12 protein-coding genes are annotated in these 13,177 nt (G+C 41.0%); 3 read left to right on the plus strand and 9 right to left on the minus strand.

Going from position 1 to position 13,177, the window contains the following annotated elements:
* Window positions 1-70 precede the first annotated feature (70 nt).
* Complete coding sequence (locus tag B4F91_RS13680; RefSeq protein ID WP_004585853.1) at window positions 71-2,086, plus strand: methyl-accepting chemotaxis protein; 2,016 nt, start codon at window positions 71-73, stop codon at window positions 2,084-2,086.
* A gap of 86 nt (window positions 2,087-2,172) precedes the next feature.
* Here B4F91_RS13680 and B4F91_RS13685 read toward each other — a convergent pair whose 3' ends face one another.
* Both B4F91_RS13685 and B4F91_RS13690 read right to left on the minus strand, forming a co-directional pair.
* Window positions 2,173-4,359, minus strand: a complete 2,187-nt coding sequence (locus tag B4F91_RS13685) for a YgiQ family radical SAM protein (protein ID WP_064385740.1) — start codon at window positions 4,357-4,359, stop codon at window positions 2,173-2,175.
* 105 nt (window positions 4,360-4,464) lie between these two features.
* Window positions 4,465-6,666 (minus strand): bifunctional diguanylate cyclase/phosphodiesterase, encoded by a 2,202-nt coding sequence (locus B4F91_RS13690; protein WP_286938393.1) that lies wholly within the window; start codon window positions 6,664-6,666, stop codon window positions 4,465-4,467.
* A 141-nt stretch (window positions 6,667-6,807) separates the two neighbouring features.
* Between B4F91_RS13690 and B4F91_RS13695 the strand changes: the two genes are divergently transcribed.
* A complete protein-coding gene (locus B4F91_RS13695) occupies window positions 6,808-7,389 on the plus strand; it encodes an SRPBCC family protein (protein WP_286938391.1) in 582 nt (193 codons plus the stop codon).
* Window positions 7,358-8,245: a TIGR03899 family protein gene (locus B4F91_RS13700; protein WP_286938389.1), complete on the plus strand. Its 888-nt coding sequence runs from the start codon at window positions 7,358-7,360 to the stop codon at window positions 8,243-8,245. The genes B4F91_RS13695 and B4F91_RS13700 overlap by 32 nt, the downstream gene beginning before the upstream one ends.
* 24 nt (window positions 8,246-8,269) lie before the next feature.
* Here the strand turns inward: B4F91_RS13700 and B4F91_RS13705 are convergent, their stop codons facing one another.
* The 7 genes from B4F91_RS13705 to dusA form a co-directional block, all read right to left on the minus strand.
* Window positions 8,270-9,040 carry a TIGR04219 family outer membrane beta-barrel protein gene (locus B4F91_RS13705; RefSeq protein WP_004585848.1) on the minus strand — a complete coding sequence of 257 codons (771 nt, stop codon included), beginning with the start codon at window positions 9,038-9,040 and terminating at the stop codon, window positions 8,270-8,272.
* A gap of 3 nt (window positions 9,041-9,043) precedes the next feature.
* Window positions 9,044-10,030 (minus strand): DUF2333 family protein, encoded by a 987-nt coding sequence (locus B4F91_RS13710; protein ID WP_004585847.1) that lies wholly within the window; start codon window positions 10,028-10,030, stop codon window positions 9,044-9,046.
* An 8-nt stretch (window positions 10,031-10,038) separates the two neighbouring features.
* Complete coding sequence (locus B4F91_RS13715) at window positions 10,039-10,551, minus strand: copper chaperone PCu(A)C (RefSeq protein WP_286938387.1); 513 nt, start codon at window positions 10,549-10,551, stop codon at window positions 10,039-10,041.
* 79 nt (window positions 10,552-10,630) lie between these two features.
* A complete protein-coding gene (locus B4F91_RS13720; RefSeq protein WP_286938385.1) occupies window positions 10,631-10,957 on the minus strand; it encodes a hypothetical protein in 327 nt (108 codons plus the stop codon).
* A gap of 9 nt (window positions 10,958-10,966) precedes the next feature.
* The gene (locus B4F91_RS13725) at window positions 10,967-11,173 is read right to left on the minus strand and encodes a PspC domain-containing protein (RefSeq protein ID WP_054983547.1); all 207 of its coding nucleotides are present in this window, start codon (window positions 11,171-11,173) and stop codon (window positions 10,967-10,969) included.
* Between the two features lie 10 nt (window positions 11,174-11,183).
* Entirely contained in the window at window positions 11,184-11,876 is a 693-nt protein-coding gene (locus tag B4F91_RS13730; RefSeq protein ID WP_064385744.1) for a PspA/IM30 family protein, read from the minus strand.
* Between the two features lie 245 nt (window positions 11,877-12,121).
* A complete protein-coding gene (gene dusA, locus B4F91_RS13735; RefSeq protein ID WP_096041166.1) occupies window positions 12,122-13,111 on the minus strand; it encodes a tRNA dihydrouridine(20/20a) synthase DusA in 990 nt (329 codons plus the stop codon).
* Between the last annotated feature and the right edge of the window lie 66 nt (window positions 13,112-13,177).

Raw genomic sequence — 13,177 nt, forward strand, 5'->3', positions numbered from 1 at the left:
TATTAATTGCTTAACTTATTGGTTAAAAAGCCGATAAGATGTGATTGAAGTACTTTAATTGGAAATCCATATGAATCTGACAGTAAGCCAACGAATTTGGTGTGGTTTTATATTTATCACCTTATTACTCATAATCATTGGTGGTAACTCTTTAATAAAAATTGCGAGCATTGACCGCTCTACCCAGCAGGTAAACCAGTTATCACTGCCCGCGCTTAATAAAAGCTCAGAACTACAAGCTGAATTTATTTTAATGAGTAAAGCAGCCCAAGCTAGTTTTTATACCACCTCAAGCGCACAGCTCACCCCTATAAAACAAAAAGTACTTGAGCAAAAAGACAAATTCAACTCGCTGCACGCCGACCTTCAACGTGTTGTAAAAAACGATGCATCACTGAGTCAAAAAAGCCAAGCTGTAGAAAAAACCTACTTAAGCTTTTTAGGTACGGTCGAAAATCTATTAGCTGATAAAGATAAACAACTAGCACTTAATAAAACCCTCACAGCACAGCTTGAAACAATTGAGATTGCAGCTGAAGATGCCAACTCAGTCGTGCTTGATATCACAGATATTACTAACTTTGAGCAAAACCACCCACGCGCTTACCAAGCTGCCAATAACTTAGAAAACAACTTTATGTCTGTGGTGAGTAACAGTACCGATATGCTCACGGTTAAAACGACAAACACCTTAGATATTGTAAAAAATGAGCAAGCTTATTACCTTGACGAAGTAATTCGTACTTTAACGTTAATAAAGCCAGCTATAGAGCAAGATAACAACGACCTATACAGTGATTTACAAGCATACGTTGATACGCTGATAGAAAATATTAGCGGCAATAATAGCCTAGCGGCCAATAAGCAGCGCCTTATTGACGCTATCGCACTTACCGAAAAAGAACTTGCCCAATCAGAGCAAGCAACCACTATGGCACTGTCGCAAATTGATGATTTAGTAACACAAGCAAGTACTGTGGCTTACAAATTACAAGAAGGTGTTCGCGAGGATGTAGACTCAGCGACGCTCTGGACATGGGCAGGTATGATCATCGCAACGTTAATTGCAATCGCAATTGCGATTCTTACCGTTAATAGAATCACTAAGCCACTGGCTGAGGTTAATCGGATTTTAGATATTGTTGCCAGCGGTGATATGACCCAACGCTTAGATGACTCTGCAAAAGATGAATTTGGCGAGCTATCAAAAAGCTGTAACACCCTTATAGATAGCTTACGTAGCTTAATTAAAGGCATTATTTCACGCTCAACTCAATTAGCAGCGGCGTCTGAGCAAACATCGGCCATTACCGGTGAGTCAAGCCAAGCTATTCGTAACCAACAAGCACAAGTAGAGCAAGCGGCAACCGCCACAACCGAAATGAGCAGCACGTCGCAAACAGTAAGCAACAGCGCACAGCAGGCACTTAACGAAATAAAAAATGCCGATAAAGAAGCTGAACGCGTAAAAGGGATATCTCATCAAAACAAAGCCACTATTGAGCAACTTGCTCGCGAGGTGGACGATGCATCAGGTGTTATTAATAAGCTTCATCAAGACAGCGCATCTATAGGCAGTATTTTAGATGTAATACGCGGCATTGCAGAGCAAACCAACCTATTAGCACTTAACGCTGCAATTGAAGCAGCACGTGCCGGTGAATATGGCCGAGGTTTTGCGGTAGTAGCGGATGAAGTACGCTCACTGGCAAGCAAAACACAAGAGTCGACCCAAGAGATACAATCTATGATTGAATCGCTTCAAAGTGGCGCAGAAGCGGCTGTAACAGCAATGGATAAAGGTAAACAGCAAGCAGAATCATGTGTTGAACAAAGCGACTTAGCAAGCAGCGCATTAGACTCAATTACACTTGCCGTATCGCAAGCACACGATGTAAGTGAAGAAATCTCTACCGCTGCTCAAGAGCAACAACAAGTATCACAAGAAATTAGTGAACGTTTAGAATCTATTGTAGCCATAGCCGAGCAAACAGCTGAGGGTGCAAATCAAACAAATATTTCAAGCTCAGAAGTAGCCAAACTTGCTGAAGAGCTAAGAATATCGGTAGAAAACTTTAAGGTGTAATGTACACCTAACAGCAGTAAATTAACGCAATAAAAACCCGATACTGTTACTCAGTATCGGGTTTTTTTGTTTACTGGTTTTAACGCTTAGCGAGAAGCACGCTGGCGATTGCCGCCCACTTTAGGCTTAGTGTTAGCCTTTTTAAATTGGCTAAACCCAGTATGGCGCGTTAAGGCTGGGCGCCCTCCTTTACCTTTACCAGCGCCTTTATGTGCTTTTTCATCGCGGCCTTCTTCTGGCACTAAGCAATTTGGGCCTTTACCAATTAAATTGGCTTTCCCCATACTACGCAGTGCATCGCGGATCATTGGCCAACCCGATGGATCGTGATAACGCAATATGGCTTTGTGTAAGCGACGTTGGCGCGCTCCTTTTGGCACGGGTACTTGCTCTTTATTGTTTTTAATATTACGCAACGAGTTCATTTCTGTATGGTAAATGGTGGTTGCATTGGCCATAGGCGACGGGTAAAAGTTTTGTACTTGGTCTAACTTAAAGTCGTTAGATTTAAGCCACAATGCCATGTTAACCATGTCTTCGTCTTTGGTACCTGGGTGCGCTGAAATAAAGTACGGTATTAAATACTGCTTTTTACCCGCTTCTTTTGAGTACTTATCAAATAACTCTTTAAATTGATCGTAAGCACCCATGCCCGGCTTCATCATTTTAGACAAAGGGCCATCTTCTGTGTGCTCAGGGGCAATTTTTAAATAACCACCCACATGATGCGTCACCAGCTCTTTTACATAGCGAGGGTCTTGTACGGCTAGATCGTAACGAACGCCTGAGGCGATCAAAATCTTTTTAATGCCTTTCACTTCACGGGCTTTTTTGTATAAATCGATAGTAGGTGTATGGTCTGTATCCATGTGCTTACATATATCAGGGTAAACACATGAAAGTCGTCTACAGGTACTTTCTGCTTTTTTGCTCGTACAGCGCAATTTATACATGTTAGCCGTTGGGCCACCTAAATCAGAAATAACACCGGTAAAACCAGGTACTTTATCTCTAATTTGTTCTATTTCGTCAATAATCGACTCTTGCGAGCGACTTTGAATAATACGCCCTTCATGCTCGGTAATAGAGCAGAACGAACAGCCACCAAAACAGCCACGCATAATATTAACCGACGTTTTAATCATATCGTAGGCTGGTATTTTTGCATCACCATAACTTGGGTGCGGTATACGCTGATAAGGCAAACCAAATACATCATCCATCTCATGGGTTTCGAGCGGAAATGCCGGCGGGTTAACCCAAATAGAGCGATCGCCATGGCGCTGAAATAACGCACGAGCACAGCCTGGGTTGGTCTCTTGGTGCAAAATTCGCGAAGCATGGGCATAAAGCGGTTTATTAACGCTTACTTGCTCAAATGCAGGCAGTTTAACATATGTTTTTTCCCACGGTTTAGGGCGCGCAGGCTGAACGGTAATGGGTTTAGCGGCCTCGGCTTTTAAATCAATACCGGCTTGCTTAAACTCTGATTTACTACACCCAACATCATCAGCCCCATAGGGGTTTGGGATAGGGTCAATTTTGCCTATTTTATCAATCGCTGTTGAATCACTTCCGCGCCAGCCCGGTATTGGCTCTTTACGAATAACCGCTGTACCACGAATATCCTGAATTGTATCCATAGTTTCGCCAGCGGCTATACGGTGGGCTACTTCCACCAGCGGGCGCTCTGCATTACCATAAATAAGGATGTCGGCTTTGGCATCAAATAAAATACTACGGCGTACTTTTTCTTGCCAGTAGTCGTAATGAGCAATACGGCGCAAGCTTGCTTCAATACCACCAATAACAATAGGCACACCTTTGTAGGCTTCGCGTAAGCGCTGAGAGTAAATCATCACCGCACGGTCAGGGCGCTTGCCGCCCACATTACCTGGTGTATAGGCATCGTCATGGCGCATTCGTTTTTCTGCCGTGTAGCGGTTGATCATCGAATCCATGTTGCCGGCTGTTACACCAAAAAATAAGTTTGGTTTACCAAGCCCCATAAAGGCATCTTTTGATTGCCAATCTGGCTGAGCAATTATACCTACTCTAAAGCCTTGCGCTTCAAGTACACGGCCAATAACCGCCATACCAAAACTAGGGTGATCAACATAGGCATCGCCGCTAATGATTATAATGTCGCAGCTATCCCAGCCAAGAGCGTCCATTTCTTCGCGAGTGGTAGGTAAAAATGGGGCGGTGCCATAACATTCTGCCCAATATTTGGGGTATGAAAATAGCGCGCGTTCAGCTTTAAGGGAGCTCATAGTTTTGGCCGTAGAATAACAAAAGGCGCGAATTATATCCTAATACATTGCTTATTTATACAACATTGCCTAGAGATATCGCGCCTACTGTAAAGTCTGTTGATATTAAGTTTTTTTATTTCGCTCTTTAATAAACTCTAAAAGTTCATGCTCAGGCATTGGCTTAGCGTACATAAAACCTTGTACTTCATCACACCCTAAGTTTTTCAAAAACTCTGCCTGCTGCTGTGTTTCTACACCTTCAGCAATTGTTTTTAGTCCTAGTTTAGCACCAAGCGACACCACCAAAGCAGCAATAGCACCGGTATCGTTATCAGGTAAATCTTTTACAAATGCGCGGTCTATTTTAAGCCTATCAAGCGGTAAACTTTGTAAGTAACTTAACGAAGAAAAGCCCGTTCCAAAATCATCAATCGCCACTTCTACGCCTAATTCTTTTAACTCTTTTAGGGTATTGATCACGGTTTCTAATTCATCCATTACCACGCTTTCAGTCACTTCTAACTCTATATTGCAGGGTTTAACGTCGTACTTTTGTAAGGTGTTTTTTACTGCTTTAGCATAGCCTTTAACCTTAAATTGCGGCACAGATACATTTACAGCAATGCAAATTTCTTCACCGAGTGCCTCTAAGCGTTTTTGCTGTTGGCAAGCTTGTTCTAAAACCCATTGGCCAATATCAACAATTAAACCGGCATCCTCTGCTAAAGGCACAAACACCGCAGGAGATATAAACGAGCCATCTTCTGATGGCCAGCGCAGCAATGCCTCACAGCCAATCAAAGATAAATTATCGAGTGAAAGCTGAGGTTGATACCACACTTGGAGCTTTTGCCGAGCAAAGTCATGACGTAACTGCCTAATAATACCTAAGCGCCAAGCCATTTTGTCTTGCATATCAATATCGTAGTAAATACCCTCTTTGCATTTAAGCTTTTTAGCTTGATTTAACGCAATATAGGCAACTTTGAGTGTATCTAACCCAGTACTTTGAAAGTCTTGCTGCTGACATAAACCAATTCTAAAATCGACAGGTAAAATATGCTCGCCAGCACTAAAAGGCACACTTAGCACGTCGTTAAATTGTTCAAGGTCAAACTCCGTTTGGCGAATAATAAAGCCAAAAACATCTGCGCCAATACGCGACAATAACTTTGCGTCTGGGTAAGCATCTTTAAGTCGCTTTACAATCTCAATTAACAAATGATTGCCAATTTCTTGTCCTAAGCCATTGTTAATATCTGCAAAACCAATCACATCAATTAATACAAAAACGTAGTCATTAACGTGTGGCTTTTGATAACGCACTACCCGCTCAATAAAATTAGTACGATTAGAAATACCGGTTAGTACATCTTTGTAGGCCGCATCTCTTAGCTTTACAAACAGCCTTACGTTATCAAGGGCTACACTCACATTAGTAAGAAAAATCTCTGCAAATTGCAGCTGCGCATCACTCGGTTTATGCTCGCACTCTAAATAAATAGCAGCCTGGCGGTGCTTACTTTTAACAATAAAAGTTACGCTCGAATCAGTTTGGCGATGCTGAGCCGACTCAAAACACTGATCTACTTGTTCAAGCGCAACGCTATCAACATTAGCAAGCTTTTCACCAAAGTAGCTCTCATAATGGCCACTACCACCCAATACTTGAATAAAGTTATCGCCATCTAGCTTACTGCATACTAACCCAACTTGTTGACACTCTAAAATAATGCCCAAGTGTTTAATAATCTCTTTGCACAACACTTTAATATCGGTAAGCCCTAAAATAGACTTTGAAGCCGAAACAATGGTGTTCATCGCATCACTTTGATACTCAAGCTGGCATACTTGCTCGTACGAGCGAATAGCGGTAATTAAAGAAGTTACTAATTTAGAACGAGTTAACTCTGTTTTTGTTTTATAGTCGTTAATGTCATATTCGCGAATTACTTTTTCTTCTGGGGTGTTGCCCGCTTGGCCGGTACGTAAAATAATTCGCACATGCTGGTTGTTAAGCTCTTCGCGTACGCGTTTTACAACTTGCAAACCCGCATCATCAGATTCCATCACTACATCTAAAAAAATAACCGATATTGTATTATTGTTTTTGAGTATTTCGATGGCTTCGCTGCCAGAGTAAGCATCGTGAAAACGCAGCCCTGCCCCCCAAAACTCTACGCCCGATAACGCAAGCTTAGTCACTGAATGTATTTCAGGATCGTCATCAACGATCAAAACATCCCAAAAATCAGATAATTCTTGGGTTATTTCTTCTTCGCTGTCTGGCGCTAAAAATAAAAAATCGCTTTGCTCTGACGACATTATCTACCCTTTATCAGTTTTAATACTTATATAAGCTCATACCTATGTGCTAAAAATATATTTTTGGTTTATAGGCTAATTCATACTATAGTCGATTAATAAAAAGTTGTTATATTTCAAACTAAAAAACTCGTAAAAGGTGTGCCTATTAAATTTTTTAAAATCCTTATAAAAACGCTCTTATTGTTAGTTTTAGTGGCTATTTTGATTGGTTTAACCCTGCCGCAAAATTACAGCGTAAATAAAAACATACAAATAAATGCCAATGTAGCGACCGTTAAATCGCTGGTGTCTGACTTTAGCCTTTGGCATACATGGTCACCTTGGGGCAAAGTAGATCCGTCTATCACTTTTACTTTAGGCGAACCTAGTCGCGGTATAGGCGCGCATCAATCGTGGCAAAGTGACTGGGGGTATGGAGAAATGACCATTACTTCGCTTTCGCAAAATAGAATGACCTTTAATGCGCTTTTAAAAAATGAGCATATTATTGAAGGTGAAATTACATTTACCGAAGTAGAAGGTGTGGTAAATGTAACGTGTAATATTAATGGCCAAACCAATACCCCGCTAATTTCGGGTTATCTATCAATTTTTAGTGAGTATGTATTAAGCAATACAGTGTCACTTGGCTTAAATAACTTGCAAACAGTAGCGCAATTACGCGACCAAAAAACACAGCTGGATAACGATGACAGTAAAATCAGCCCAAGCGAGAATTAACCTCGCCAATATAATTGAGTCTTTACTTGGCTACCCCGTAAAAAAAATAACCACAAATACTGGGCAATCAAGTACAGATCAAAGTTACGGCTCTAAAGGCGATCTAAACCCGCTTTATCACATAAATAGCGATAACCCTATTTTAGCGCGCGCCCAAAAGCGCCAAGATTTACTGCTTATAAAACAGCAGCAAAATATAGAAACCATTTTAGCTAAAGCAATGGGATTTTGCCCCGATGTGGCAAGTAATAAACAACCAGATGCCGACTGGATAGAGCGCTTTATTGCCCTATGTGAAGACACCTCAAATGAATCGATGCAAACACTGTGGGCTAAAATTTTAACTGGCGAGACGCTCAACCCCGGTACATTTTCTATAAAAAGCTTACAAACACTCAAGCATATGACCCAACGCGAAGCAGATGCATTACAAAAGTGTGTATCGCTGAGCAGCTACAATGCAAAAGACGACAGCCACTTTATTTTATTGGGGTTTTATAAAAAGCCTTCGCTTTTCGACTTACTACGAAAAGGCAATAAGGTATCGCTTAATTTAGGAAAAACGGGGATCAGCTTTCCTGATATTTTAACGCTAATGGATCTTAATTTAATCTACAGAAAAGAAATTGAATCGGCGGTATTAAAAGCAGGACAAGAACTCACCCTGTCGTTTTTATCGCAAAAAGTGACGTTAAAAGCTAAAAGCAGTGACTTAGTATTAAGCTATTACAAGTTTACCCAAACAGGCGATGAGCTTTCTAAGCTTATAAATTACCCTGTAAATAAGGTGTATAAGCAATTAATTAATAATGCATTGGAGGGAGAATTTGATTTAACGTGGTATGTTAATAAATAACACACCACGCTGTAAACTCACTAATTAAAAGTGAACTTGAATACCCGCAAATGGGCCTGATGCGTCAATATCGGTATTAATATCATCAACATCATCTAGCTCTAACGTCATTGAGCGGTAACCCGCTTTAATAGCTACATCTACCGCTAGGTTATCAATAAGTTCATATGCTACGCCTACTTGGTAGTCTTGTACTTTACTATCGTCGATAGCCAAAAAGCTGCCTTCAAAAAACACACTTAAACCCGTAAATGGTAAGCCTGCTTCAGCACGGCCATAAGCAAGTGGCACAAAGCCCGAAAAATCTTTAGTCTCAGAGAAGTTAGTGCCACCTTGTTGAGTGGTACCAGTTACAACAATGTCACCGTCAAACTGCTTTGCGTTTAAACCTAAATCAATTGAAATTAAATCGTTATCAAAGATTTCGTAATAAAGAATGTAATCAATGTGAGTTAAATCACTTAATGTATTTGCTGTTGTACCAACCACGTAATCTGAGCCATTAAAGCTAAACGTATCAGTAAGGGTTGCTGAGCCATTAAGTTCAAGCTCAGTGTATTTAAGCTTTAGGTTAGGAACTAATGGCACTGGGTGCTCTAGTGCCGCGTAGTAGCTAATAAAGGTTTCGTCTTCAAAATTAAAATCTTGTGGTGCGTTATCTTTGTAAGAAAACTGACCGTCGTTATCTGACTGCCAGCCATCAACACCTACATATAAACCTAATAGAGTGTCTGCCTGTGCTGCAGGGGCTAAACATGCCATTGAAAGGGCAGCTGCTAAACAATACTTTTTCATTTTTTATCCTTGAGCTAGTAGTTCGCTAAGTTCGATTAAAGCCGCATTGGCTCTTGAAATATAATTTGCCATAACTAAAGAATGATTTGCCACAAAGCCAAAACCATTCCCGTTTAATATAATTGGGCTCCACACGGTTTCTTGTGTTGCCTCAAGCTCACGTATGATTTGCTGTAAGCTTACACGCGCATTTTTCTTTTCTAATACATCAGCAAAGTCATACTCAACTGCTTGTAAAAAGTGTAATAACGCCCACGTTGCACCGCGCGACTCATAAAACACGTCGTCTATTTCCCACCACGAGGTTCTTACTTGTTGCTGAAGTGGTGTGTAGGTCGCTTGCGTGTTTGAGGAATTACCAGCTAAATCGGTATTTACTTTGTCTTGGCCAACACTTGCACTTAAACGCTGACTTAAACTGCCTAAACGCTTTTCGGCTTCTTTTAACCAGCTACGAAGATTATCTGCACGTGAATAAAATTGGCTATCGCGCTCATGCTCGTTAGCAATTTGTGAGCGGTACACAAGAAGGTAGTCTATTCCCTTTTGGTACTCTCCCTCGGCACTTGGCCATGCCCATGCTTCAGAGCTAATATTAAATTGCGGCTGCGCTTTTTTAAGGGCTTCATGTTCGGTAGATTGCGACTGTGAACGGCTAAAGTCTTTACGCATTGATAGCGCTAAATCACGCACCATTTCAAGCGCGCCATATTCCCACGCAGGCATGTCATCCATTATCACACTTGGCGGCATCACATCGTTTGATAAATACCCACCTTGCTTATCAAGTAATGTGCTAGCAACGGTAATAAGCGTTGAGGTGGTTGTATAGCCTGTTACCATTTTTTCGTTGCGTGCTTGCGCCGTTTCTTTTGCATTAGTTACTACGTTAAAACGTGCCGGCTCAATGCTCCAATAAACTGCAATAGCGTAAAAAATAATAAGTAGTACCACTAAGGCACCAGCTATTTTTCCTTTATGTTGCGACATTTATCCTCCTAGTGATGAGCGTGTTGTTTTTTAGATGGCTTTGAATGCGCAGCTTGCGCTTCAAGCGAAACCACTTGAGCATTATTAAACAAGCGGTTACCGTCACTAAAATATAGCGTGAGTTTACGTTCTTGCCCTACTTTTAGCGGTTCTTGTGGATCAAATACCATTAAATGGTAACCACCAGGCTCAAAGCTTAGGCTTTCATGGCCCTTAATAGTAACGGCTTTAACCTGTTGCATTTTCATCATGCCGTTGACATGTTTATGCTCATGTATTTCTACACGGCCTAAACCTTCGATGGTCGCTTTAGTTAATTTAGCAACACCACCACCGTGGTTAGAAATTGTTAAATAGCCAACACTCGATTTACTACCAGGCAAAAATGCCCTTACTTGTGCATGGCTTACTTCAAGCTTAGCTTCGTCTGTATCGTGGCTGTGCCCAGCATGTGCAGCAACCGATGACGAAAACACATTAATCATTAACGCCGAGGCCATAAAAAAGCACTGCTTCATCATCGCTTTATTCCTTGTGAAAGCATAAATTTTCACTTTAAATTTAACATAGTTAACTAATAATAGTCAGTTAAATTAAGGCTTAAGAGGTTACTTTTTTGTTATCGAGCACCAACCAGCATAGTACAGCTACAAATAATAATGGCCAGGCTATCATCACTGAACCAAATAACAGTGCCAAAATGGTGCCAACCAGCGCGACAATCACTGCGCCTATTAACCCCATGGTCACTAAAGCCATTACGGCTACTACTGCAATAATAGCGACTAAAACACCAGCCAGCTCAAGCCCCACCCAGCTCATATCTGCAATCCAAAGTGGAAACTGCCATGAATCAAAATGTATTAGCGACACAGTATCAGTAAAAAGTAACAAATATACGACAACACATATTGCTAAGGTTTTCATATCCCTCTCCTAATACGCACGCTCTTCAAGGCAGCAGTGAGCAATCAAATAACCAAGCGCTACTGCAAACGGAAAACTTATAAATAATAAAATTGTTACTAAGCGTGTTGACCACACTGGAAAATCAAGGCGACGCGCTAACCCACTGCATACGCCCGATATTTTTTTATTCAGTGAATCTTTGTACCAACTACGCTGTGTTTTAAAGTTATTCATACTCTACTCCTTAAGCGCTTGGCGCAGTTGTATTGGTATTACTTTGCTTAACACTGGCTTTTAAACGAGCCAGCTCTGCATCTATTTTTTCATTTTTAACTAAAGACTCAATTTGCTCAGCGGTTGATTGCGCTGTATTTGTAAGTTCATAAGCATCAACCTGTGCTTCTATGCCTTCCACTTTTTGTTCTATCATTTCAAAGCGAGACAAAGCATTTGCGACCTTGTCACTGTGTAATTGCATGTTCACTTTTTCACGTGCAGCAACAATATCGTGGCGTTTTATTAATTGAGCTTGTTTGCTTTTAGCTTGCGCCATTTTTTGCTGTAAGCGCTCACAATCTGCCGTAATTTTCTCTATCGACTCTTTTAGAGTATTTAGCTGAGTGTTTTTTGCTGCAATTTGCTCATCTACTCGCTGTTTTTCTACTAACGCAGACTTGGCTAAATCGTCACGGTTTTTAGCAACTGCCAGCTCAGCTTTTGTTTGCCACAAAGTTAAGTCTTTTTGTTTTTGTGCAATTTGGCGTTTAAGCGTTTTTTCTTCGCACAGCAAGGCTGCGGCCGTGCTTCTACATTCGTTAAGCGCTTCTTGCATTTCACTTAGCATAAGGTTGAGGAGTTTTTCTGGGTCTTCTGCTTTATCCAGCATGGCAGCAATATTGGATTGGATAACATCATTTACGCGATTAAATATACTCATTGTTTTGTCCTGTTGTTTTTAATTGATAACAACAACAGGATTCCAAGAGTTATGCCAATTAACAAAAATTTATTTATAAGCCTTTATATTCAGACAGTTAGATAACTAATACGTTATTTTAAACTGACTAAAAACTGAATGCTAATAAGCTAAAATCACTAATTTATTTATCTTTTGACTAAATTTTAGTTATAAAAAAACCACTTTATAAAGTGGTTTTTTTATAACTGGTCAACGCTTTAGTATTACTCAGGCACAAAACTTAATGCTTTATCCATTACCGACAAATCAGCCTGTTTACCGTGACCGTTTTCTGAAAGGTGACGTCTAAATCCGCGCGCCCCTGGCTGCCCCTGAAAAATTCCCAGCATATGGCGTGCTATATGCCAAAAGTTAGCACCTAAACGCATTTCTTCTTCTATGTAATCATACATAGCGCGCACCACATCGTGACGAGTCTGAGTATTAGCCACCTCACCATAAATCTTTTCATCCACCTCATTAAGCATAAATGGATTACTATATGCTTCGCGACCAATCATAACGCCGTCTATATGCGCTAAATGCGCTAGGCTTTCTTCAATTGTTTTAACGCCGCCATTAATGCTTAAGTCGAGCTGTGGGTAGTCTTTTTTTAGTTGGTAAACGCGTGGGTAATCAAGAGGCGGTACTTCACGATTTTCTTTAGGGCTTAAACCATTTAACCACGCTTTACGGGCATGAATAATAAAGTCATCACAGCCAACTTTATGGCTGGCTTCAATTAATGCGCATAAAAACTCATACGAGTCTTGCTCATCAATACCGATGCGTGTTTTTACCGTAACAGGAATACTAACTTCGCTTTTCATTGCCGCAACACACTGGGCAACCAGCTCAGGCTCGGCCATTAGGCATGCACCAAAGCGCCCGTTCTGTACTCTATCTGAAGGGCAGCCTACATTTAAGTTAATCTCATCGTAGCCACGCTCACCGGCAAGCTTTGCACACTTTGCTAGCGCCTCGGGATCAGACCCCCCCAGCTGCAAAGCAACCGGCCCCTCGTGCTGATTAAAGTGTAGGTAATCGCCGCGACCAAATAAAATCGCCCCCGTGGTGATCATCTCAGTGTATAAAACAGCGTGCTTACTCATCTTACGATGAAAAGTGCGACAATGACGATCAGTCCAATCAAGCATGGGTGCAACAGAAAAACGTCTGTTTAACGTTGGATTATCTAATGTGCGTTTTTGCAATGTAAAAGCCTCGGGGATTATAAGTAAATGCGCCCATAAAAAGGCGCTGTATTTTACACAAAAGCC

This window comes from Pseudoalteromonas sp. UBA6610, assembly GCF_002433295.1.
In the GTDB taxonomy this organism is placed as follows: Bacteria; Pseudomonadota; Gammaproteobacteria; order Enterobacterales; family Alteromonadaceae; genus Pseudoalteromonas; species Pseudoalteromonas atlantica.

What these genes read in the sequence shown, in the direction of transcription:
- B4F91_RS13700 (WP_286938389.1), top strand. Translation starts at nt 7,358, where the DNA reads ATGACAGTAAAATCAGCCCAAGCGAGAATTAACCTCGCCAATATAATT.
- B4F91_RS13730 (WP_064385744.1), bottom strand. Translation starts at nt 11,876, where the DNA reads ATGAGTATATTTAATCGCGTAAATGATGTTATCCAATCCAATATTGCT.
- B4F91_RS13725 (WP_054983547.1), bottom strand. Translation starts at nt 11,173, where the DNA reads ATGAATAACTTTAAAACACAGCGTAGTTGGTACAAAGATTCACTGAAT.
- B4F91_RS13715 (WP_286938387.1), bottom strand. Translation starts at nt 10,551, where the DNA reads ATGATGAAGCAGTGCTTTTTTATGGCCTCGGCGTTAATGATTAATGTG.
- B4F91_RS13685 (WP_064385740.1), bottom strand. Translation starts at nt 4,359, where the DNA reads ATGAGCTCCCTTAAAGCTGAACGCGCGCTATTTTCATACCCCAAATAT.
- B4F91_RS13710 (WP_004585847.1), bottom strand. Translation starts at nt 10,030, where the DNA reads ATGTCGCAACATAAAGGAAAAATAGCTGGTGCCTTAGTGGTACTACTT.
- B4F91_RS13680 (WP_004585853.1), top strand. Translation starts at nt 71, where the DNA reads ATGAATCTGACAGTAAGCCAACGAATTTGGTGTGGTTTTATATTTATC.
- B4F91_RS13690 (WP_286938393.1), bottom strand. Translation starts at nt 6,666, where the DNA reads ATGTCGTCAGAGCAAAGCGATTTTTTATTTTTAGCGCCAGACAGCGAA.
- B4F91_RS13720 (WP_286938385.1), bottom strand. Translation starts at nt 10,957, where the DNA reads ATGAAAACCTTAGCAATATGTGTTGTCGTATATTTGTTACTTTTTACT.
- B4F91_RS13705 (WP_004585848.1), bottom strand. Translation starts at nt 9,040, where the DNA reads ATGAAAAAGTATTGTTTAGCAGCTGCCCTTTCAATGGCATGTTTAGCC.